Origin of the sequence: Hymenobacter negativus, from assembly GCF_017571495.1 — a bacterium.
GTDB classification, from domain to species: Bacteria; Bacteroidota; Bacteroidia; order Cytophagales; family Hymenobacteraceae; genus Hymenobacter; species Hymenobacter negativus.
On the sequence record NZ_JAGETZ010000016.1, the window covers coordinates 141571 to 162759 of the forward strand.

Annotated in this window: 21 protein-coding genes and 4 tRNA genes; 19 read left to right on the plus strand and 6 right to left on the minus strand. The window is 54.5% G+C overall.

Annotated features, from left to right (window positions below; genetic code table 11):
- Window positions 1–70: 70 nt before the first annotated feature.
- The 3 genes from J4E00_RS25000 to J4E00_RS25010 form a co-directional block, all read right to left on the minus strand.
- Window positions 71–589 carry a GNAT family N-acetyltransferase gene (locus J4E00_RS25000; RefSeq protein WP_208178104.1) on the minus strand — a complete coding sequence of 173 codons (519 nt, stop codon included), beginning with the start codon at window positions 587–589 and terminating at the stop codon, window positions 71–73.
- A 116-nt stretch (window positions 590–705) separates the two neighbouring features.
- Window positions 706–936, minus strand: a complete 231-nt coding sequence (locus tag J4E00_RS25005; protein ID WP_208178105.1) for a hypothetical protein — start codon at window positions 934–936, stop codon at window positions 706–708.
- A gap of 128 nt (window positions 937–1064) precedes the next feature.
- On the minus strand, window positions 1065–2276 hold the full coding sequence (locus J4E00_RS25010) for a hypothetical protein (protein WP_208178106.1): 1212 nt from the start codon (window positions 2274–2276) through the stop codon (window positions 1065–1067).
- 87 nt (window positions 2277–2363) lie between these two features.
- On the opposite strand from J4E00_RS25010, the gene J4E00_RS25015 reads away from it, so the two are divergent.
- From J4E00_RS25015 to nadD, 6 genes are all read left to right on the plus strand, one after another.
- A complete protein-coding gene (locus J4E00_RS25015; protein ID WP_208178107.1) occupies window positions 2364–3131 on the plus strand; it encodes a glycosyltransferase family 2 protein in 768 nt (255 codons plus the stop codon).
- On the plus strand, window positions 3128–4180 hold the full coding sequence (locus J4E00_RS25020) for a glycosyltransferase family 9 protein (protein ID WP_208178108.1): 1053 nt from the start codon (window positions 3128–3130) through the stop codon (window positions 4178–4180). Before J4E00_RS25015 ends, J4E00_RS25020 begins: the two co-directional genes overlap by 4 nt.
- A gap of 287 nt (window positions 4181–4467) precedes the next feature.
- Window positions 4468–5112: a sigma-70 family RNA polymerase sigma factor gene (locus tag J4E00_RS25025; RefSeq protein ID WP_208178109.1), complete on the plus strand. Its 645-nt coding sequence runs from the start codon at window positions 4468–4470 to the stop codon at window positions 5110–5112.
- 72 nt (window positions 5113–5184) lie between these two features.
- Complete coding sequence (locus J4E00_RS25030) at window positions 5185–5484, plus strand: hypothetical protein (protein WP_208178110.1); 300 nt, start codon at window positions 5185–5187, stop codon at window positions 5482–5484.
- A 30-nt stretch (window positions 5485–5514) separates the two neighbouring features.
- Complete coding sequence (gene gmk, locus J4E00_RS25035) at window positions 5515–6099, plus strand: guanylate kinase (protein WP_208178111.1); 585 nt, start codon at window positions 5515–5517, stop codon at window positions 6097–6099.
- 104 nt (window positions 6100–6203) lie between these two features.
- On the plus strand, window positions 6204–6767 hold the full coding sequence (nadD, locus tag J4E00_RS25040) for a nicotinate (nicotinamide) nucleotide adenylyltransferase (protein WP_208178112.1): 564 nt from the start codon (window positions 6204–6206) through the stop codon (window positions 6765–6767).
- 101 nt (window positions 6768–6868) lie between these two features.
- Here nadD and frr read toward each other — a convergent pair whose 3' ends face one another.
- The 3 genes from frr to J4E00_RS25055 form a co-directional block, all read right to left on the minus strand.
- Window positions 6869–7432, minus strand: a complete 564-nt coding sequence (gene frr / locus J4E00_RS25045) for a ribosome recycling factor (RefSeq protein WP_208178113.1) — start codon at window positions 7430–7432, stop codon at window positions 6869–6871.
- A gap of 105 nt (window positions 7433–7537) precedes the next feature.
- Window positions 7538–8341 carry a UMP kinase gene (gene pyrH, locus J4E00_RS25050; RefSeq protein WP_208178114.1) on the minus strand — a complete coding sequence of 268 codons (804 nt, stop codon included), beginning with the start codon at window positions 8339–8341 and terminating at the stop codon, window positions 7538–7540.
- Between the two features lie 117 nt (window positions 8342–8458).
- Complete coding sequence (locus tag J4E00_RS25055) at window positions 8459–8962, minus strand: biotin/lipoyl-containing protein (protein WP_208178115.1); 504 nt, start codon at window positions 8960–8962, stop codon at window positions 8459–8461.
- Between the two features lie 163 nt (window positions 8963–9125).
- Between J4E00_RS25055 and J4E00_RS25060 the strand changes: the two genes are divergently transcribed.
- The 13 genes from J4E00_RS25060 (at window position 9126) to rpoB (ending at window position 21116) form a co-directional block, all read left to right on the plus strand.
- Window positions 9126–11714 carry a M1 family metallopeptidase gene (locus J4E00_RS25060; protein ID WP_208178116.1) on the plus strand — a complete coding sequence of 863 codons (2589 nt, stop codon included), beginning with the start codon at window positions 9126–9128 and terminating at the stop codon, window positions 11712–11714.
- A 170-nt stretch (window positions 11715–11884) separates the two neighbouring features.
- A tRNA-Tyr gene (locus tag J4E00_RS25065) sits at window positions 11885–11964 on the plus strand.
- 21 nt (window positions 11965–11985) lie between these two features.
- A tRNA-Gly gene (locus tag J4E00_RS25070) sits at window positions 11986–12058 on the plus strand.
- A gap of 91 nt (window positions 12059–12149) precedes the next feature.
- Window positions 12150–12221: transfer RNA gene (locus J4E00_RS25075), tRNA-Thr, on the plus strand.
- A gap of 173 nt (window positions 12222–12394) precedes the next feature.
- Complete coding sequence (tuf, locus tag J4E00_RS25080; protein ID WP_046245268.1) at window positions 12395–13585, plus strand: elongation factor Tu; 1191 nt, start codon at window positions 12395–12397, stop codon at window positions 13583–13585.
- Between the two features lie 151 nt (window positions 13586–13736).
- Window positions 13737–13807 (plus strand) — tRNA-Trp (locus J4E00_RS25085).
- A 63-nt stretch (window positions 13808–13870) separates the two neighbouring features.
- Window positions 13871–14065, plus strand: coding sequence for a preprotein translocase subunit SecE (gene secE / locus J4E00_RS25090; protein ID WP_208178117.1), 195 nt, complete (start codon window positions 13871–13873; stop codon window positions 14063–14065).
- A 12-nt stretch (window positions 14066–14077) separates the two neighbouring features.
- On the plus strand, window positions 14078–14644 hold the full coding sequence (gene nusG / locus J4E00_RS25095) for a transcription termination/antitermination protein NusG (protein ID WP_196286002.1): 567 nt from the start codon (window positions 14078–14080) through the stop codon (window positions 14642–14644).
- 157 nt (window positions 14645–14801) lie between these two features.
- Window positions 14802–15245 (plus strand): 50S ribosomal protein L11, encoded by a 444-nt coding sequence (gene rplK, locus J4E00_RS25100; RefSeq protein WP_046245265.1) that lies wholly within the window; start codon window positions 14802–14804, stop codon window positions 15243–15245.
- 19 nt (window positions 15246–15264) lie between these two features.
- Window positions 15265–15963: a 50S ribosomal protein L1 gene (rplA, locus tag J4E00_RS25105; protein ID WP_208178118.1), complete on the plus strand. Its 699-nt coding sequence runs from the start codon at window positions 15265–15267 to the stop codon at window positions 15961–15963.
- Window positions 15964–15978: 15 nt separating this feature from the next.
- Window positions 15979–16527, plus strand: a complete 549-nt coding sequence (gene rplJ, locus J4E00_RS25110; RefSeq protein WP_201985336.1) for a 50S ribosomal protein L10 — start codon at window positions 15979–15981, stop codon at window positions 16525–16527.
- A gap of 62 nt (window positions 16528–16589) precedes the next feature.
- Entirely contained in the window at window positions 16590–16970 is a 381-nt protein-coding gene (rplL, locus tag J4E00_RS25115) for a 50S ribosomal protein L7/L12 (protein WP_208178119.1), read from the plus strand.
- A 276-nt stretch (window positions 16971–17246) separates the two neighbouring features.
- Entirely contained in the window at window positions 17247–21116 is a 3870-nt protein-coding gene (gene rpoB / locus J4E00_RS25120; RefSeq protein WP_208178136.1) for a DNA-directed RNA polymerase subunit beta, read from the plus strand.
- The last annotated feature ends 73 nt before the right edge of the window (window positions 21117–21189 follow it).

Below are 21189 nucleotides of genomic sequence, written 5' to 3' on the forward strand. Positions count from 1 at the left end.
GGAACAAGATTGTTCACCGTGGGCCAAAGCATAGCTTCGGGGTAGTTGCTACTTAAAAAGTGCAGCCAAGCTACTGCGCCGGCCCGACGACTGCTGCCACTGTTGGGGCCACTTCGTAGCGGTTCAACTGTGCCTCGTCCAGGTTGCCGTTGAACCACTCATCCTCAATATTGGCCCCCAGCTTTTTGTAGAAGGTAATGGCCGGCTCATTCCAGTTCAGTACCTGCCATTTCAGACGTACTGCGCCGATGACGCGGGCCTCAGCCACCACGGCATCGAACAAAAGCCGTCCCAGACCCCCGCGCCGGGCAGTTTCGGTCACCACCAGGTCCTCGAGGTAGAGCATACGGCCCTTCCAGGTTGAATAAGCCGTGTAGAACAGGGCCAGCCCAATGATTTCAGCAGCCTCGTTTTCCAGCACGAAAAAGCTGAAAATAGGCGTGGGACCAAAGCCGTCGTGCCGCATGGCTTCCAGTGTGTTGGTCACGGCTTCGGGGGCCTTCTCGTACTCGGCCAGCTCCTGAATCAGGCCCAGCACCTGGGGCAAGTCGGCCTCCACGCCGCGGCGTAAGGTATAGTTATCAGTCATTGATGGACAGGAACGGTTGGGGGTGAAAGTCGAAACCAGCGCTAACAAAAATGAGCAATGAAAAACGCCGCATTGGGCCCTGTTCATTGCTCACTATTATCTGGCTAACTGCTGGTTTACATCTGCGGCTGCATCTTTTTGATGTCCTCCGTTGCGTTCACCGAGTTCAGCTCGCGGAACTGTTCGGGCTGCTTGGCACCCTTGGTGGTGTCGGGAGCGGCGGGCAACTCGGGCAGCTTGGCGGTTACGATGTCATCTTCACTATCCGACGTGGATGGACCGCACGAAGGCAGCGTGAGCGAAAGCAGGGCAGCGGCCAACAGACCGGGGAGGAGCGTTTTTTTCATGGGTTGGAAAACGAATTCGGCCGCAAGTTACGCACGGAGTGCGGCTTGCGACACGCGAAATGGAGTGGTTTTCTACGGGCCGCACTGCTCGAGCGTTAGCCCGGCCTGGCCCGAAGGCATTTACCGCCCTATTCTTCTAACACCATAAACCACGGCACGCCCAAGCGGCCAGGGCTCAGGGCCACTGTCACGGGCTGGCCGGGCTGCACCAGCTGGTAGTATTCACGGCTCACCTGCACGTCTTTTCCCGCCGCCATTGGCCCCCAGGCGTCCAGGGTGAGATGGTAGGTAGTGGTTTTGCCCGAGGAAATATGTTTGCTCGTCACATGGGGCGTGAAAGCTGTGGGCTCTCCCTCGTCATATACCGTGTTTACCATAGACGCCGCGCTGTAGCCATAAAGCGCTACCAGCAGCAAAACGGCGAGAATGGTGCGCGTCGGCGCGCCCTGCCGGAACAAAAAAATCCGGCTCCCAATAGCCAACAGCACGGCCACGCCCGCCGCTACTTTTCCCACCACCGGCCACAGTTGCGCGTAGCTCACTATTTCGTAGTCGAACAGGGCCCGTATCAATAGCGCCATGCTCGGCGCAAGAAAGCCTACCAGCGCCGAAGGGTAGCCGCTGTTCTTTTGCTCGTCGATGCGCAAGGTGTTGGGCAGTAACCACAGTGCTGCTATCGTGAGGGCTGGTAGCAGCAGGCCCGCTGCCACGGCCCAATTATATGGCGTGGGGTATAATAGCAGCCACGCGCCGGTTAGTCCACCGATAATGTTCAGCCCCCACGCCACTTGCTGGGCCCGGGCCAAAGCCGCTGCCCGCGCCTCGGGTGTAGCTCCCAGCGCATCGTCGGCCAGCAGGGCTGCGGTGGCTTGTTCGGTTTCTGTGCGGTCGAGGTCTGGGTAGTGCCCATCCAGCCATTGAATAATTTCTAGGTGCCGCTCGATGCTGACGCTGATTTTGATGGTGGGCAGGTAGTTTTCTTTGGGATTGATGTAAATGTATTTGTCATCCAGCCGGTAGCCCAAAATCTCATTCAAGCCCAGTGTTTTGGTCTTAAAAGCACCTACCTGACTTATCTCCCGCAGTCCAATAATGAAACGCCCTTTAATGGTGTCAAACAGGGCGTATAATATCACGGCAGCAAAAAACAGGCACATGCCTACAAGAATGACTGCCCCAACTAGTGACGGATTTTCACCCTTCAACAATATAAATGGCAGCGCCAAGCACAATACCAGCAGCGGCGGGAGAAGCAGATACATCAGCATGCGCCAGCCCTTGGCAATGCGGTATTCGGGGTTGTGGGTGTCTTGCCAGGGCAGGATGGGCGATGACGGCATAATGAAAAAAGCTGAGCCAAAAGCGCCGCCAAGGTAGCAAGGCCCGGATACACCCCGCCCAATCCGCCGGCTTACCTTTGCCGGCGCATGCCCGTTTCCCTGTCCGTCGTCATCATCACTTTCAACGAAGCAGCCAATATTGCCCGCTGCCTCCAGGCGCTGGGCGATGTGGCCGACGACGTGCTGGTGGTCGACTCCTTCTCCACCGATGCCACCGTGGATATCTGCCGCCAACACGGTGCCCGCGTCATCCAACACGCCTTCGCTGGCTACGTGGAGCAGAAAAACTATGCCACCAGCCAAGCCGAGTTTGACCACGTCCTGCAGCTCGACGCCGATGAAGTTCTCACCGACGAGCTGCGCCAGTCCATCCGCGATGCCAAACAAAACTGGCAGCATGCCGCGTATGCGCTGGCCCGCCTCACCAACTACTGCGGCCACTGGGTGCGTCACGGCGGCTGGTACCCCGACCACAAGCTGCGCCTCTACGACCGCCGCCTGGGCCGCTGGACCGGCCTGCTCCTGCACGAGCGTTACGAGGTGACCGAGGGCCAAACTACCGGGCAGCTTATCGGCGACGCTCTGCACTACAGCTACCACAGCATTGCTCAGCACGTCAGCCAACTCAACAAGTTCACCAGCATCACGGCCCAGGAGCTAGCCCTGCGCGGCAAAACCAAGGTCAGCCTGTTTCATCTGCTACTCAAGCCGCTCTGGAAATTTGTGCACGGCTATGTATTTCGCCTCGGCTTTCTCGATGGCTTCGCAGGTTTGTGCATTGCCGGTATTTCGGCCTGGGGCGTGTTTCTGAAATTCGCCAAGCTGAAAACCCGCACCGAACACGCCGAAGCATGAGCCCGGAAACGCCCTTCACCTTCCTCGTCTCCCGCACCGATGCCATCGGCGACGTCGTACTGACTCTGCCGGTTTGCGGGCGACTCAAGCAGCTGTTTCCCGGCTGCCGGGTCGTGCTCATCGGTCGCACCTACACCGCTGCCGTAGCCGCTGCTTGTCCCTGGGTCGATGATTTTCTGAACCTAGATGAGCTGCAGCAGCAGAATAAGAATGACCAAGTGGCTACCCTGCGTGATTATGCAGCCGCCGCCATCATCCACGTCTTCCCCAACAAAACCCTGGCCCGCCTTGCCCAAAAGGCCAAAATCCCCCTGCGCATTGGCACCCGCAACCGCTGGCAGCACTGGCTCACCTGCAACCGACTAGTGGCCCTCAGCCGCCGCCATTCGCCTCTGCACGAGGCCCAGCTAAACCCCAAGCTGCTCCAGCCCTTGGGTGATACCTCCGAGCCTACGCTTCCCGAAGTAGCCCAACTGGTGTGCCTGCACGCCACTGAGCTCTTAGCGCCGCAACACCAGCAGTTGCTCCAACAGCGCCAGCCGAACCAGCTCAACGTCATCCTGCACCCGCGCAGCCGGGGTAGTGCCCGCGAGTGGGGTCTCGATAATTTCGCCCAGCTCGCTCGTCTGTTGCACCAAGCAGGCCACCGCGTCTTTATCACCGGCACGGCGGCAGAAGGGGAGGAGCTGGCCACTTGGCTTCAGCAAAACGCGGCTTTCCTTGCGGCTGACCTTACCGGCCAACTCAGCCTGCCGCAGTTCATCGCCTTCATTGCCGCTGCCGATGGCCTCGTGGCTGGCAGCACCGGCCCGCTGCACCTCGCCGCTGCGCTAGGCCGCCACGCGCTAGGCCTCTATCCACCCATCCGGCCCATGCACCCCGGCCGCTGGGCCCCGCTGGGCCCCCACGCCGAGTTCCTGGTGTTCGACAAACCCAATTGCAGCGACTGCCGCAAGCAACCAAGCGCCTGCACCTGCATTCGGGCCATTGAAGCCGCTACTGTAGCGGCGCGGGTGGCCAACTGGCAACCATTGACCGCAGAACAATAAATGCTGCCAGCGCCGAACAATGGCTTATTGAGCCAGTTAGTTTGCTGCATATAGCGTTTCGCGCAACCTACCCGGCATGGCAATCCGTACATCCGCCAGAGTGCCGCACGTTGAATGCCGCTGCCTTTCGCTTTATTTGGCCGAAAGCAGCAACATCCGACGAGCGGCTTCGGCGCGAAGCAACCCGGCCACCCCATGCATCCGAGTAGCTGAAGGCGCCTGATATATTTGTTCTAATTTCCTATTTCTTCGTAGGTTTCGACCTACAACTTCCCCCGCCCACCTGTATGAGCGATTCTCCCGAACGGGTTAAACTAAGCAAAGAGGAAAAAGACCGGCGCTTTCAGGCCGAACTAATGCCCGTGCTCGACCCGCTCTACAACTTTGCCTATCGGCTAACCCTCGACGAGGATGATGCCAATGACCTAGTGCAGGAAACGTACCTTAAGGCGTACCGTTTCTTCGAGTATTTCGAGTCCGGCACCAACGCCAAAGCGTGGCTTTTTCGCATTCTTAAGAATTCGTTTATCAACGACTTCCGCAAGAAGAGCAAGCAGCCTGCCAAAGTCGATTACAGCGAAATCGAAGGCTATTACAACCCTGACGATGTTGAAGCAGAAGGCGAAGTAGGTGCCTCTTCATCCGACATGCGCCAGCAGTCCACTCGTGATTTGATTGGCGATGAAGTGGCCAGCGCCCTAAATTCTTTGCCCGTTGATTTTCGCACCGTCATCATCCTCTGCGACCTCGAAGGCTTTACGTACGAGGAAATGGCCAAAGTGCTTGATATCCCGATTGGTACAGTGCGTTCACGCCTGCACCGCGCCCGCAACTTTCTCAAGGACAAACTGGAGAAATATGCCCAATCAATGGGATATGGTAATGAAGCAATTGACGACGAAACGGAACTAACCGACGACGATAATAATTAACGTCTCGAACAAGGGCATTCAGCTATGGCCCTGCACATCGTTGTCAATCACCCCTTTCCTGTATTTTCACTTATGAACCCATCCGTTACTACAAAAACCAATACGTCGGCCCCCATTGCTACTGCTGTGGACAATGGCCCCGACTGCGAACGAGTGAATACTGTACTAGACCAACTCATCGAAGGCCAGCACGTGACCGCTGAGGACGAAGATTACCTCTACGACCATGCGACCGACTGCTCGCCCTGCTTCGATAGCCTCGACAAGCAGAAGGTTTTTATTGGGTTCCTGAACCAGCGTGTGTCTCGCCGGCCCATTCCGGTCAGCCTGCATGATGCCATTTTGGCTCGCATAGGCGCCACTACAGCCTAAAAACCGGCTGCTTCTGGCTAGCTTTGCGCGATGCAAGGCAAAATCATTGTGTTTTCAGCCCCCTCGGGCGCTGGCAAAACCACCATCGTGCACCGGCTCATGGACCGGCTGCCGGAGCTTAGCTTTTCCATTTCGGCCTGCACCCGCGACCGCCGCGGGCGCGCCGAAGAAAACGGAAAAGACTATTACTTCATCTCCGTGCAGGATTTCCAGGACAAGATTCGCAACGACGAATTTGTGGAATGGGAAGAAGTGTACGAAGGCGCGTTCTACGGCACGCTGAAGTCTGAAATCGAGCGCATCTGGGATAGCGGCAAGCACGCTATTCTCGATGTCGACGTAAAAGGTGGTCTCAGTATCAAGGACTTCTATAAGGACCGGGCTTTGGCAATTTTCGTCCGTCCACCGTCCATCGAGGTCCTCGAGCAGCGCTTACAGGCGCGCGCTACCGATTCGCAATCCAGCATCTCTTCGCGGGTGTACAAAGCCAACTTCGAGCTCGGCTTTGAAAGCCGATTCGACGTGACTGTCGTCAACGACGACTTAGACGAAGCTTCGGCTCAAGCCGAAAAATTGGTGCGTCAGTTTATTAGCGCCGAGCCCGCCATCGTTTAATATATCATCCTAAGCAGCGCGAAGGACCTTATCACGTTCGCGCCGTTAGGGCTGCGATTATTCGTGATAAGGTCCTTCGTCGCTTGCTGCGCGGAATATTCAGGATGACCAACCGCATCGGCCTGCTCTTCGGCTCCTTCAACCCAATACACATCGGCCACCTCATCTTGGCCGAGCACTTTGCCACGCGCACGGATTTAGCCGAAGTCTGGCTGGTTGTCACGCCGCACAATCCTTTCAAAGCTGCCGTCGACCTGCGGCCGGAAACCCAGCGCCTACACCTCGTGCAACTAGCCATTGCTGGCAACCCGCGCTTACGGGCCGAAGACGTAGAGTTTGGCCTGCCACGCCCCAGCTACACCATTGCCACGCTCGATGCCTTGCGCCAGCGTCATCCTACCCACGATTTTGTGCTCCTGATGGGGAGCGACAACCTACCCAGCCTCCCACGCTGGGAGCAATCAGCCCGCTTATTAGCTGAAGTAGACATCTATGTTTACCCACGCCCTGGCACCCCCATCCCTGATTTGAATTCCTTCCCCCGCGTGAAGGTGATGGAAGCACCCTTGCTCGACATCTCGGCCACCTATATTCGCGAAAGCCTCCGCATCGGCCGCAGCATTCGTTATTTGGTGCCCACCACCGTTGAAGCAGAACTAGTTAAGTAGACTAGGCATTACATGCACGTTCTTTTCTGAAATTCACTGTACATGCACACAAAAAAGCCCGACGAGTTTCGCCGGGCTTCTTCTTTTTTAGCAAACCAAAATCAGATGGTCATAATCTCTGATTCCTTCTTGTTGAATACTTTATCAACTTCAGCAATGTAAGTGTCCGTTGTTTTCTGCACCTTCTCCTCGGCGCTTTTCACAGCATCTTCCGAAGCGCCTTCTTTCAGTAGCTTTCGTAATGATTCGTTCACATCCTTGCGAATGCCCCGCACGCGCACCTTACCTGCTTCCGACTCGTTCTTCGCTTGTTTCACCAGCTCACGGCGACGTTCCTCCGTCATCGACGGGATGTTGAGCCGCACTCCATCAGCATCCGATACTGGGTTCAGTCCAAGGTCGCTGTTTTTAATGGCCTTAGCTACCTCGCTCACCATATTTTTTTCCCAAGGCTTTATAAGCAGCGAACGGGCATCTGGAGCCGAGATGTTGGCAATCTGGCTGATGGGGGTGGGGGTACCGTAGTAGTCCACACGCAGGCTGTCGAGCATAGCTGGTGAGGCTTTACCCGCCCGAATCCGGCTCATTTCCACGTTTACATGCGCCAGCGCTTTGCCCATCGACTCCGCTAGCTCATCCAGGTAAAACTGAATTTCTTCGTCCATTTTAGTTAGTTGTCAGTTGATAGTTTTCTGTTGTCAGGTCCAGCTATCAGTGTAGTTTCTTTGGTGCAAACTAACAACTGACAACGAGCAACTGACAACTAAAAATTAAGCTTGTTCCGGCTGGTTGCCCACCAACGGCTGAAGCAGGCTTTGCGTTGGGTCAAGCACCGACTTGTGGCCGTCACGGCCCACACTCGGACTGCCCGCGCTCACCAAGGTGCCCATCGATTCGCCATCGAGCAAGCGCGCCAGATTGCCCGGCGTATTCATATCAAATACGATGATGGGTAGGTTATTTTCCTTGCACAGCGTAAAGGCCGTCATATCCATCACGTTCAGGTTTTTAGCCAGTACTTCATCGAAAGTGATTTCGGCAAAGCGCGTGGCAGTAGGGTCCTTCTCCGGGTCAGCGGTATAAATGCCGTCTACCCGCGTACCTTTCAGTACCACGTCGGCCTCAATCTCAATGGCCCGCAGCGAGGCCGCCGAATCAGTCGTAAAATACGGTGAGCCGATACCAGCCCCGAAAATCACCACGCGTCCCTTTTCCAAGTGCCGCACCGCCCGCCGCCGGATATACGGCTCGCATACCCGCTGAATGGTGAGGCCCGACAGCAAGCGGGTGCTTACTTCCAGTTTTTCCAGGGCACTTTGCAGGGCCATCGAATTGATGACCGTTGCCAGCATGCCCATGTAGTCGCCCTGCACGCGGTCGAGGCCGAAGGCTTCGGCTTCTACACCCCGGTAAATATTGCCGCCGCCAATCACGACGGCCACTTGGATGCCGGTGGCGGCTACAGCCTTAATTTCGGAAGCGTACTGCATCAGCCGCTCGGCGTCGATGCCGTACTGCTGCTGGCCCATCAGCGCTTCGCCGCTGAGCTTGAGGAGGATGCGATTATATTTCAATTTGTAGTTATCTTGTGAGCCCTTTAATTCAGGTCCCGGTTTAAATCCATGATTTAAACCGGGACCTGAAGTGGTTTTCTGTTGATATTTTTCTCAATTAGTTGTGAAACATCGTTTCTACGTGAACTGCACCAGCACTTGACCTTTCTGCACGTTGTCGCGCAGGCCCACCTTGAGGCTTCCAACAGTGCCATCGGCTGGCGCTTTTAAAATATTCTCCATTTTCATGGCTTCCAGTACCAGCAGCGGGTCGCCTTTTTGTACGGTCTGGCCCGGTTGCACTCGGATATCTACAATGAGGCCTGGCATGGGAGCTTTCAACTCGTTGACTTTCGCGGCAGTGGCATTGCTCATCCCCAAGCGCTCCAGCAGCAGGTCGAACCGGTCTTTGGCTTGCAGTTCTACACGCTGACCATTCAGTTTCAACACTATGGTTTTCGCAACGTAGTCCGCTTCTATTACTTCGGCGTTGTAAGAACGGCCTTCGTGCAGAATGTGGAAGCGACCGGCTCCTAAATCGGCAATGTCCCAGGCAAATGGTTGGCCGTTGAGTGTCACGCTGTCAGCGGCGCGGTAGTCAACTTCCCACACTTGGGAAGGGCCGGTGCTTATTTGAAACATTTGAGGGGAGCTTAGGTGGGATAGCAGCCGCGTAGTGATGGCATCGTTAGCTTGCGGGCGAGTAGGGCAAAACCAGGAGCACCGCAGCTAAAGTGGGGTTAAAGGTAGCCCAAATCTCAAATTAATTCGGAAATTGAGGCGTTTTTCGCCCGTTGTTGTTGGCATGAAGTATCTGTTTCCCGGTCTTACCACCCTGATGTTGTGCGCACATTTGCTGGCAATTGGCCAGAAAAGCTCGTCTACTTCAGGCAAAGCCCCAAGTAAAGCACCCGTTCACAAAAAGACGCCCTCCACCCCGCCTCCGGCCCCTGCGTCGGCTGGCCTCGTCGTACCCTCTTGGCTCCCTGCCGAAGCGCCTATCCAGCCGGCTGCCACTATCCTCACGGAGGTGGTGGATACTAAGCTTGACGTGCGCTTTGATTATAAAAAGCAATACTTGCTGGGCACGGCTATTCTGACGCTCCGCTCGCACTTTTATCCACAAAGTGAGTTGGTGTTAGACGCCAAAGGCTTTGATATTCAAAAAGTAGAGCTGGTTGGCGAAAAGAAGAATAAGAACCTCAACTACAACTACAACCGACGCAAAATTGTCATTGCGCTCGACCACCCGTACCCACGTAGTACGCCTTATCAGGTACGCATCGTGTACGTCGCTAAGCCGAACGAATTGCCGCAGGGAGGCTCTGCAGCCATCACTAACGACAAAGGGCTCTACTTTATCAACCCGTTGGGCACTGAGAAAAACAAGCCCCGCCAAGTCTGGACGCAAGGCGAGACGGAGGGTAGTTCCTGTTGGTTTCCCACCATCGACAAACCCAACCAGCGGATGACCCAGGAAATTAGCATGACGGTGGAAAAGCAATTCAAAACGCTTTCCAACGGTCTGCTTACCTCTTCCCAGGCCAATCCCGACGGTACCCGTACCGACACTTGGAAGCTGAGCGAGCCGCATGCGCCTTATTTAGCAACGATGGTAGTGGGTGATTTTGCCATAGTTAGCGACTCTTGGCATGGAAAGCCCGTTGACTACTACGTGGAACCGAAATATGCTGGCACCGCCCGCGCCGTCTTTGGTCACACGCCCGAGATGATGGATTTCTTCTCCAAGAAGCTGGATGTGGAATTCCCATGGAATAAGTATGCCCAGGTAGCCGTGCGCGACTACGTGAGCGGAGCCATGGAAAACACCACCGCCACTACCCACGGCAACACCATTCAAGCCACTAAACGCGACCTGCTCGATGCCAACTATCAAACGGCTGAGTTCGTCATTGCCCACGAATTATTTCACCACTGGTTCGGCGACTACGTGACTTGCGAAAGCTGGAGCAACCTGCCCCTAAACGAGTCCTTTGCCGATTACTCCGAGTACCTCTGGGCCGAGCATAAGTACGGAGCCGACGAAGCTGGCCTCGTTCAGGAAATCAAAATCAACAACTACCTTGAAGAAGCCCAGAGCAAGCGTGAGCCTCTTATTCGTTACCGCTACACCAACCGGGAGGATATGTTCGACCGCCATTCTTACGACAAAGGCGGTCGCGTCTTACACATGCTTCGCAAGTATGTGGGCGACGATGCTTTCTTCGCCGCGCTCAACCGCTACCTCACTCAGAATAAGCAGTCCGCTGTTGAAATCTCCAAGCTGCGCAATGCATTCGAGGAAACAACTGGCGAAGACCTGATGTGGTTCTTCAACCAGTGGTTTCTCAAGCGCGGCCACCCCGAACTGCACATTACTCACACCTATACCAACGGTCAGGTAGCCCTTCACGTGCAGCAAACACAGGATACCCTGTTTCAGCCTGTCTATCGCCTGCCCGTCACAGTCGCCGTCTGGACCGGCAGCAACCAGCCCACTGAGCACCGCATCACCGTTACCAAGGCCGACCAGACATTCATGCTGCCGGCCAGCCAGAAGCCCAACTTGGTGAAGTTTGACAACGAAAGTCAACTCTTAGCGCAGTTCGATGAAGACCGGACCATTGATGAATTGGTCTTTCAATTCTATCATGCCCAGAGCTACCAGCAGAAATCAGAAGTACTCGAATTACTTCAGAATAAAACCGACCAGATGAGCGTAAGCAGCGTAATGCGCAACGCTCTCAATGATAAGTTCTGGAATGTGCGCCGCCTTGCGCTCGACCATCTCCGCCGCTACCGCGGCCCCGAGCCCGAAGGTATGCGCAAAGACATCCAGCGCCTCGCAACCACCGACCCCATTTCCCGCGTCCGCGCCCAGGCCATTACCACCCTTGCTACCTTCCCAGACGGTAAATACGGACCTATCTATGGTGCTGCGCTCAGCGACAGTTCTGCGCTAGTGGCTGCTGCAGCACTCGAAGTACTGGCCAAACAGCCGGAAGCTAATACCGGCCAGCAGGTAGCTGCTATCGAAAACACGACTAGTAGCCCGCTCATCCTTGCTATCGCTAGCTACTATGCATTAAATGGTGGTCTAGACCAATATCCATGGTTCCTGCGCCGCCTGCCAGATGTCACAGAAATGGACCTTTATGCCTACTTCCAGTCCTTTGGCACACTCATGACGCACATTCCGCCGGTAGAGCGCGATAATGGCATCAAAATCTTGGAAGAATACGCCCGGAATGCTCCCCGCTACGAAGTGCGCTTGGGGGCATATAAGAGCCTCGCTTTGCTGCTGCCATCCATGCCAAACATGAAAGCGACGCTCCAAAACATTCGCGAGAAGGAAACAGATGACCGGCTCAAAGCATTTTATAACCTTATGTAGAAGCAAGTTCGCTAAAACAGCGTAAAAAAGAACAACCTTTTTTTACGCTAAAGCTTGCCTTATGTCAAAAATCCTCTAATTTTGCGACTCCTTACGAAACACTACTGCTTCAGCGGTCAGCAAATCGAGAGGGAAGCGCCTCTCGGTAATCGGCCGTGAAGCACCAAATTGGGGGTATCGCATAGCGGCAATTGCGGGTGACTGTAACTCACCTCCTTCGGGTTCATAGGTTCGAGTCCTGTTACCCCCACTTTTTTACATGAGGCCATCTGCGGGAGTAGCTCAGTTGGTAGAGCGGCAGCCTTCCAAGCTGCAGGTCGCGGGTTCGAACCTCGTCTCCCGCTCATTCTGGTAGCTGTTAGCATTTAGCTGACAGTTGCTAGGTTTGAAGAACAAAAGGCTAGCAGCTAACGGCTGTAAGCTCAAAAGGAATAAGCCGTTTTAGCTCAGTGGTAGAGCACTTCCTTGGTAAGGAAGAGGTCATGGGTTCAAATCCCATAAATGGCTCAGATTATTACACAAGTCCAGCAGTCGGAATTATTCCGACCGCTGGCTCGGTTCTCTCAGGCAAGCGACGCACAGTTTTCTATTACAGTAGGGGCTGAGTCTCGCTTTCTTCGTGTAGGGTCCGATTTTTACCTCTCAAATTCACTTCACCACCTCTTTTTTTACTCTTTACAATGGCTAAAGAAAATTTCGACCGGTCCAAGCCGCACGTAAACATCGGTACCATCGGCCACGTCGACCACGGCAAGACCACCCTGACCGCTGCTATCACCATGGTGCTGGCTAACCAGGGCTTGGCCGAAAAGCGTGACTTCTCTTCGATTGACAATGCTCCCGAAGAAAAAGAGCGTGGTATCACCATCAACACCGCTCACGTAGAGTACTCCACCAAAAACCGTCACTACGCTCACGTTGACTGCCCCGGTCACGCTGACTACGTGAAGAACATGGTAACGGGTGCTGCACAAATGGACGGCGCTATCCTCGTGGTAGCTGCTACCGACGGCCCGATGCCCCAGACCCGTGAGCACATCCTGCTCGCTCGTCAGGTAGGTGTTCCCCAGCTGGTGGTGTTCATGAACAAAGTAGACATGGTGGATGACCCCGAGCTCCTCGAGCTGGTGGAAATGGAAATTCGCGAACTCCTCTCGTTCTATGACTTCGACGGCGACAACATTCCGGTTATCCAGGGTTCGGCCCTCGGCGGCCTGAACGGCGATGCCAACTGGGTTCCCAAAATCAACGAGTTGATGGACGCAGTTGACTCGTTCATTCCGATTCCTGCTCGTCTGACCGACCTGCCCTTCCTGATGCCTGTTGAGGACGTGTTCTCGATTACTGGCCGTGGCACTGTTGCTACTGGTCGTATCGAGCGCGGCATCATCAACTCGGGTGAGCAAGTTGACATCTTGGGTATGGGCGCTGCTGCCGGCCTGAAGTCGACGGTTACGGGTGTGGAAATGTTCCGCAAAATCCTCGACCGTGGTGAAGCTGGTGACAACGTAGGTCTGCTGCTCCGCGGCATTGAAAAAGAAGCCATCCGTCGCGGCATGGTTATCTGCAAGCCCGGTTCGGTAACCCCCCACCAGAAGTTCAAGGCTGAGGTGTACGTTCTCTCGAAAGAGGAAGGCGGCCGCCATACCCCGTTCTTCAACAACTACCGTCCGCAGTTCTACCTGCGTACTACCGACGTTACCGGCATCATCTCCCTCCCCGAGGGCGTTGAAATGGTAATGCCCGGCGACAACATCACTATCACCGTTGAGCTCATCAACAAGGTGGCAATGGAGAAAGGCCTTCGTTTCGCTATCCGTGAGGGTGGCCGTACGGTAGGTGCCGGTCAGGTAACCGAAGTTCTCGACTAAGCTCCGGCTTAGCAGCGTAAAAAAAGCCGCTCTCGAAATCTCGGGAGCGGCTTTTTTTGCGCTGAAACAGAAGCAAGTATTTGTTTTTTATTCTGTTTCTCTTACCTTTGCACTCCCTTTAGCGAAATACGCTACTGGGATGTGTCTTTACACGAGTGTAGTTCAAGGGTAGAATAGAGGTCTCCAAAACCTTTGATGGGAGTTCGAATCTCTCCACTCGTGCAATCCGGGCCGTTGGTCCACTCCATGTTGTTTTCAGCGGCAACGCTGTTTTTTTTTCATCCAATGGACAAACTGAGCAATTATTTCCGCGCCACCATCGAGGAAATGCGCTACAACGTAACGTGGCCTTCCACGACTGAGTTGCAGAAAAGCGCTGGCCTTGTGCTGGTGGGCTCGCTAGTGTTTGCCGTGGTAGTAGGTGTCATGGATGTCAGCTTTGAGTCGGTACTGAAAGCTTTTTATAACTCGTTTCGCTAATCAGCAAATAAGATGAGCGAATTGAAATGGTACGTGGTCCGCTCAGTGAGCGGCCAGGAGAAGAAAGCAAAGAACTATCTCGAAACCGAGTTGGCGCGCCACAACCTCACTACCTACGTGCCTCAGGTACTGATTCCGGTAGAAAAGGTGTTCGAGATGCGCAACGGTAAAAAGCGCGTTCGTGAGCGGAACCTCTATCCTGGTTACATCCTCATCGAAGCGGAGCTAGGCCACGGTGAAGTCGACCACATCATCACCAGCACACCCGGTGTAATTGGTTTCCTCGGGGACAAAGACAAAAAAGACGCGGCCAACAACAAGCCTGTGCCGCTGCACATCACGGAAGTGAATCGCATCCTCGGCATCGTGGATGAGGCCGAGCAGCAAGCCGACGCTACCCTCGACAAGCCTTACGTAGTAGGCGAACTCGTGAAAGTGGTCGACGGCCCTTTCAACGGCTTCTCCGGCAACGTGGACGAGGTGTTTGAAGAGCGCAAGAAGCTCAATGTGGTGGTGAAGATTTTCGGCCGTTCGCAGCCGGTAGAACTGAGCTACACCCAAGTAGAAAAAGAAGCATAAAAGAACGTCATGCAGAGCATCGCGAAGCATGACGTTTTAGTGTATTAAATATATCCACGCCGATTATTCGCTCCGGGTCGGTGGGGCTTCCAACAGGAGTTTTCAATACTGAGGCAAGCGCGAGTTACGACGCAGGAGCCACAGCCAAACCAATCAAATGGCCAAAGAAATCAGAGGTTATCTGCGTCTGCAGATAAAGGGAGGCGCCGCGAACCCTTCGCCGCCGGTAGGACCTGCACTTGGTAGCAAAGGCTTGAACATCATGGAGTTTTGCAAGCAGTTTAATGCTCGCACCCAAGATAAAGCCGGCCAAGTTTGTCCTGTACTCATCACCATGTACACCGACAAGTCGTTCGACTTCGTGGTGAAGACGGCACCGGCTCCGGTGCTGCTCATGGAAGCTGCCAAGTTGCAGAGCGGTTCGAAAGAGCCAAACCGTAACAAAGTAGGTTCCGTGACGTGGGACCAAGTACGCACTATCGCCGAAACTAAAATGGTTGACTTAAACGCCTTCAAGGTGGAAGCAGCTATGAAGCAGGTGGCAGGTACAGCCCGCAGTATGGGTATTACCATCAAGGGCGATTCTCCTTTTGCTGAATAATTAAACGGAGAACGAACAGATGGCACAAATAAGCAAAAAGCGCAAGGAAGCCCTTGCCAAACACGACCTGACGCAAATGCGCAGCCTGGTGGAAGCCGCAGTTGTGGTGAAGGACATTACCTACACCAAATTCGATGCTTCAGTAGATATTGACGTTCGCCTCGGCGTGGACCCCCGCAAAGCGGACCAGATGGTTCGTGGCGTGGCTACCCTGCCCCACGGCACCGGTAAAACCGTTCGCGTTCTGGCGCTCGTGACTCCCGACAAGGAGGCAGAAGCTCTGGCCGCCGGCGCCGACTTTGTAGGTTTGGACGACTATATCTCGAAAATCGAAAAAGGCTGGACCGACATCGACGTAATCATCACCATGCCCGCCGTAATGGCTAAGGTAGGTCGTCTGGGCCGTGTGCTCGGCCCCCGTGGTCTGATGCCGAACCCGAAGTCGGGCACCGTAACGACCGACGTAGCCAAGGCTGTGCAGGAAGTGAAAGCTGGTAAAATCGACTTCAAAGTTGATAAAACCGGTATCATCCACTGCTCGGTTGGTAAAGTATCGTTCGATCCGAAGATGCTGGCCGAAAACGCCCTGGAAGTAATCCAGACGTTGGGTCGCCTGAAGCCTTCTTCGTCGAAAGGCACCTACATCAAGAGCATCACGCTCTCGAGCACGATGTCGCCCGCCGTTCCGGTGGACAGCCAAGTAAATTCCGCTAGCTAATTAAACCAACCAAACATGACCCGGGAAGAAAAACAAGCCCTCGTGGATGAGTTGAGCGGAAAGATGCAATCGCACAACTCGTTCTACATTGTCGATGCTTCGGTAATGTCGGTAGCGAAAATCAACGACTTCCGTCGCCTGGCGTTCAACCGCGGCCTGGAATACAAGGTGTACAAAAACACCTTCATCCGGAAAGCACTGGACACCCTCGGCCACGACACGTCGGAAATGGATGCCGCGCTGAAAGGCCAGTCGGGCGTTCTGTTCTCTACGGAGAGCGGCTCGGCTCCTGCCAAAATGCTGCGCGACTTCTACAAAGCCCAAGCTTACCCCCGCGGTGTTGAGCCCAAGCCCGTGCTGAAAGGTGCTTATGTGGATGCCAGCATCTACATCGGCTCGAACCAGCTCGAAGGCCTGACCACCATCAAAGGCAAGCAGGAACTGCTCGGTGAACTCATCGGTCTGCTCCAGTCGCCCGCCAAGAACGTTATCTCTGCTCTGTCGAGCGGTGGCAACAAACTGGCCGGTATCCTCAAAACCCTCAGCGAAAAAGAGGCCGCGTAGCCCGCTGCTTTTTCGCATTCCAATCAAATTTTCAACAACACTTTTTTAAATAATCTACAGAAATGGCAGATTTGAAAGCATTCGCTGAGCAGCTTGTAAACCTGACGGTGAAAGAAGTAAACGAATTGGCAGGCATCCTGAAGGACGAGTACGGCATCGAGCCCGCTGCTGCTGCTCCCGTAATGATGGCTGGTGGCGGTGGCGCTGCTGCTGAAGAGGCTCCCGAAGAAAAGACGTCGTTTGACGTTATCCTGAAGGCTGCTGGTGGTGCTAAGCTGGCTGTAGTTAAACTGGTAAAAGACCTGACCGGTCTGGGCCTGAAAGAAGCCAAAGAACTGGTTGACGGTGCTCCCAAGCCTCTGAAAGAAGGCGTAACCAAAGACGAGGCTGAGTCGCTGAAAAAGCAGCTTGAAGAAGCCGGTGCTGAAGTAGAAGTCAAGTAGTTTCTGCTCCTGAAGCATCTCTGGACCCGCTTCAAATAAGGATTAGACCTGGCAACTTAGCCAGGTCTTTTCCTGTTTGTAGTATGTCAAAAGCGCGAGCTACCAAGTTCGCGCTTCTTTGCGTCGGCTAACCATACTGTTTTTTAGTTGGTTAAGGAGTGGGAAGTTTTGCTTTCCGTTGCCGACGGGCCGCCACCTTGGCCTCCTTTATTACGCTTCTGTGTCCATCTTTTAATCCCCAACGCATTGGCTACACCGAAAGCAACGACGGCTGCCCTGAAGAAAACGGCCGCCGAGCGAATCAATTTCGCCAAGATTAAGAAGGTTATTGAGTACCCGGACTTTCTGGACGTGCAGGTTCGCTCGTTCCAGGAATTCTTTCAGTTGGAAACCGCTGCTGAGCGTCGTTCTAACGAAGGATTGTTCAAAGTGTTCGCCGAGAACTTTCCGATTTCGGACTCGCGCGAAAACTTCGTGCTCAACTTTATCGATTATCACGTCGACCCACCGAAATATTCGGTTGACGAGTGCATCGACCGTGGTTTGACTTATTCGGTTCCGCTGAAAGCCAAGCTGCGTTTGATTTGCAATGATAAGGACAACGAGGACTTCGAGACGATTGAGCAGGAGGTGTTCCTCGGGAATATCCCTTACATGACCGTGAAGGGCTCGTTCGTTATCAACGGCGCCGAGCGCGTTATCGTATCGCAGCTGCACCGCTCGCCGGGCGTATTCTTCGCCCAGAGCAAGCACACGAACGGTACTAAGTTGTATTCGGCTCGTATTATTCCGTTCAAAGGTTCGTGGATTGAATTCGCTACGGACGTGAACAACGTGATGTACGCGTACATCGACCGGAAGAAGAAATTCCCGGTGACGACGCTGCTTCGCGCCATCGGCTACGGCACCGACAAAGATATCCTCGACCTATTCGGGCTGTCGGAAGAAGTGAAGGCCGATAAGAAAAACCTTAAGAAAGTGGTGGGCCGCAAGCTGGCTGCCCGGGTGCTGCGCACCTGGACGGAAGACTTCGTGGACGAGGACACCGGCGAAGTGGTGTCCATCGACCGCAACGAAGTGTTGCTGGAACGCGATGCCACGATTGAGGACGCAGACATCGACGTGATTCTGGAGGCCGGCGCCAAGTCGGTAATCCTGCACCGTGAAAACGTGAACATTGCGGACTTCGCAATTATCTACAACACGCTGCAAAAGGACAACTCCAACTCGGAGAAAGAAGCTGTTGAGCAGATTTACCGCCAACTCCGGAACACGGAGGCTCCTGACGAAGAAACTGCCCGCGACATCATCCAGAAATTGTTCTTCTCGGACAAGCGCTATGACCTCGGAGAGGTTGGCCGCTACCGGATTAACAAGAAGCTGCAAATTGGCATGGAGCAGGAGTCGCGCGTGCTGACCAATGAGGATATTGTTCTCATCGTGAAGTACCTGATTGGTCTCATCAACTCCAAGGCCATTGTCGACGACATTGACCACTTGAGCAACCGCCGCGTGCGCACCGTAGGGGAGCAGCTCTACGCACAGTTCGGCGTGGGCCTAGCCCGTATGGCGCGTACCATCAAGGAGCGCATGAACGTGCGTGACAACGAAGACTTCAAGCCGGTAGACCTAATTAACGCCCGTACCCTGTCGAGCGTTATCAACTCGTTCTTTGGTACGAACCAGCTGTCGCAGTTCATGGACCAAACCAACCCGCTGGCCGAAGTGACGCACAAGCGTCGCGTATCGGCACTCGGGCCGGGAGGTCTGTCGCGTGAGCGCGCTGGTTTCGAAGTACGTGACGTTCACTACACCCACTACGGCCGTCTTTGCACCATTGAAACGCCTGAAGGCCCGAACATCGGTCTGATTTCGTCGCTGTGCGTGCACGCTCGTGTGAATGCTATGGGCTTCATTGAGACTCCTTACCGCGACGTGAAAGCCGGCAAGGTAGACATGAGCGAGAACGTGAAGTTCCTGACCGCTGAGGAAGAGGATACGCACCACATCGCACAGGCCAACTCCCTGTTGGACGATAGTGGCAAACTGACTCAAGAACTAGTAAAGGGCCGTTTTGAAGGTGACTTCCCCGTGGTTAGCCCGGATGAGTACACCTACATGGATGTGGCTCCGAACCAGATTGTATCGGTAGCTGCATCGCTGATTCCATTCTTAGAGCACGATGACGCCAACCGTGCGCTCATGGGCTCGAACATGCAACGTCAGGCTGTGCCATTGCTCCGTCCCGAGGCTCCGATTGTGGGTACAGGTTTGGAAGCGCGCATTGCTAGCGACTCGCGCACACTGATTATGGCGGAAGGCGAAGGTGTAATTGACTTCGTGGACGCTAATAAAATCGTGGTGAAGTACGACCTCACGGAGGACGACATCATGGTGAGCTTCGATGCCGAGCGTATCACTTACGACCTCATCAAGTTCCGTCGTACTAACCAAGATACCTGCCTCAACCTGACGCCGCTCGTGAAGCGCGGCGAGCGGGTAACAAAAGGCCAGGCGCTTTGCGAAGGCTACGGCACCAACCAAGGCGAACTCGCCTTGGGGCGCAACATGCAGGTGGCGTTTATGCCGTGGCAGGGCTACAATTTCGAGGATGCCATCGTCATCTCGGAGCGTGTAGTTCGCGACGACATCTTTACTTCAATTCACATCGAGGAGTTTGAGTTGGAAGTTCGCGAGACCAAGCGTGGCGAAGAAGAACTGACTTCGGAGATTCCGAACGTGAGTGAAGAAGCCGTGCGCAACCTCGACGACAACGGCATCATCCGCCTCGGCGCGGAGGTGAAGGAAGGCGACATTCTGATTGGTAAAATCACGCCGAAAGGCGAGACGGACCCGACTCCAGAAGAGAAGCTGCTCCGCGCCATCTTTGGCGATAAGGCCGGTGATGTGAAGGACGCTTCGCTTAAAGCGCCGCCCTCCTTGCAGGGTGTGGTTATCGGCACTAAATTGTTCTCGCGTCCTAAAAAAGACAAAAACCTCCGGGCCAAGTCGAAGAAGGAAGTGGAAGACCTCAAGTCGACCTACGCGCAGGAACTGCGTGGCGTGAAAGCTATCATGATTGACAAGCTGGTGCAATTGCTGGAAGGCAAAACGTCGCAGGGCATCAAGCACCGCTTCGGCGAGGAGATGATTGCTAAGGGCGTGAAGTTCAACCGCAAGAACATCACTGAGGGCATGTTCCCCGAGAAGAACCCTTACAAGGACGAAAGCAACTACGCCGTTCCGGAAGAAGTGAACCTGTTCAAAGACCTGATTCTGGAAGGCTGGACGGCTGATACCCGTGTGAATGGTCTGGTGCTGGAGCTTGTGCGTAACTATGCTAAGCGCCGCAACACCATCACTGCGAAATTCAAGCGTCAGCGCTTCACTTTGGAAGTAGGCGACGAACTGCCTGCTGGCATCGTGCAGTTAGCCAAAGTTTACATCGCCAAAAAGCGCAAGCTGAAGGTAGGTGATAAAATGGCCGGCCGTCACGGCAACAAAGGGGTGGTGGCCCGCATCGTGCGTGATGAGGACATGCCTTTCCTACCTGACGGCACGCCGATGGACATTGTGCTGAACCCGCTTGGTGTACCAAGCCGGATGAACATCGGTCAGATTTATGAGACGGTACTTGGCTGGGCTGGTCTGAAAATGGGGCGTACGTATTCGACTCCCATATTCGACGGTGCTACCGAGGACGAAGTAGCTCGTGAGTTGACCGAGGCTGGCTTGCCCGACTGGGGCCGTGCTTATCTGCACGATGGCTTGAGTGGCGACCGTTTTGACCAACCCGTAACGGTGGGCGTGATTTACATGCTCAAGCTTGGTCACTTGGTTGACGACAAAATGCACGCTCGTTCCATCGGGCCGTACTCGCTCATCACGCAGCAGCCGCTGGGTGGTAAGGCACAGTTCGGTGGCCAGCGCTTCGGCGAAATGGAAGTTTGGGCACTGGAGGCCTTTGGTGCTTCTAACGTCCTTCAGGAAATCCTGACTGTGAAGTCGGATGACGTGGTGGGCCGTGCTAAAGCGTATGAAGCCATTGTGAAAGGCGACATTCTGCCTAAACCGAACATCCCCGAGTCGTTCAATGTGTTGCTCCACGAACTCCGTGGTCTGGCACTTGAAATCACGATGGATTAATTAGTTGTCGGTTGCGTACTATCAGTTGTTTGTTTTACAACCGAACTGGCAGTAAGCAATCGACAGCTAACAA

Coding starts and splice junctions, on each gene's coding strand:
- J4E00_RS25000 (WP_208178104.1), bottom strand. CDS start 589: ATGACTGATAACTATACCTTACGCCGCGGCGTGGAGGCCGACTTGCCC.
- J4E00_RS25005 (WP_208178105.1), bottom strand. CDS start 936: ATGAAAAAAACGCTCCTCCCCGGTCTGTTGGCCGCTGCCCTGCTTTCG.
- J4E00_RS25010 (WP_208178106.1), bottom strand. CDS start 2,276: ATGCCGTCATCGCCCATCCTGCCCTGGCAAGACACCCACAACCCCGAA.
- J4E00_RS25015 (WP_208178107.1), top strand. CDS start 2,364: ATGCCCGTTTCCCTGTCCGTCGTCATCATCACTTTCAACGAAGCAGCC.
- J4E00_RS25020 (WP_208178108.1), top strand. CDS start 3,128: ATGAGCCCGGAAACGCCCTTCACCTTCCTCGTCTCCCGCACCGATGCC.
- J4E00_RS25025 (WP_208178109.1), top strand. CDS start 4,468: ATGAGCGATTCTCCCGAACGGGTTAAACTAAGCAAAGAGGAAAAAGAC.
- J4E00_RS25030 (WP_208178110.1), top strand. CDS start 5,185: ATGAACCCATCCGTTACTACAAAAACCAATACGTCGGCCCCCATTGCT.
- gmk (WP_208178111.1), top strand. CDS start 5,515: ATGCAAGGCAAAATCATTGTGTTTTCAGCCCCCTCGGGCGCTGGCAAA.
- nadD (WP_208178112.1), top strand. CDS start 6,204: ATGACCAACCGCATCGGCCTGCTCTTCGGCTCCTTCAACCCAATACAC.
- frr (WP_208178113.1), bottom strand. CDS start 7,432: ATGGACGAAGAAATTCAGTTTTACCTGGATGAGCTAGCGGAGTCGATG.
- J4E00_RS25055 (WP_208178115.1), bottom strand. CDS start 8,962: ATGTTTCAAATAAGCACCGGCCCTTCCCAAGTGTGGGAAGTTGACTAC.
- J4E00_RS25060 (WP_208178116.1), top strand. CDS start 9,126: ATGAAGTATCTGTTTCCCGGTCTTACCACCCTGATGTTGTGCGCACAT.
- tuf (WP_046245268.1), top strand. CDS start 12,395: ATGGCTAAAGAAAATTTCGACCGGTCCAAGCCGCACGTAAACATCGGT.
- secE (WP_208178117.1), top strand. CDS start 13,871: ATGGACAAACTGAGCAATTATTTCCGCGCCACCATCGAGGAAATGCGC.
- nusG (WP_196286002.1), top strand. CDS start 14,078: ATGAGCGAATTGAAATGGTACGTGGTCCGCTCAGTGAGCGGCCAGGAG.
- rplK (WP_046245265.1), top strand. CDS start 14,802: ATGGCCAAAGAAATCAGAGGTTATCTGCGTCTGCAGATAAAGGGAGGC.
- rplA (WP_208178118.1), top strand. CDS start 15,265: ATGGCACAAATAAGCAAAAAGCGCAAGGAAGCCCTTGCCAAACACGAC.
- rplJ (WP_201985336.1), top strand. CDS start 15,979: ATGACCCGGGAAGAAAAACAAGCCCTCGTGGATGAGTTGAGCGGAAAG.
- rplL (WP_208178119.1), top strand. CDS start 16,590: ATGGCAGATTTGAAAGCATTCGCTGAGCAGCTTGTAAACCTGACGGTG.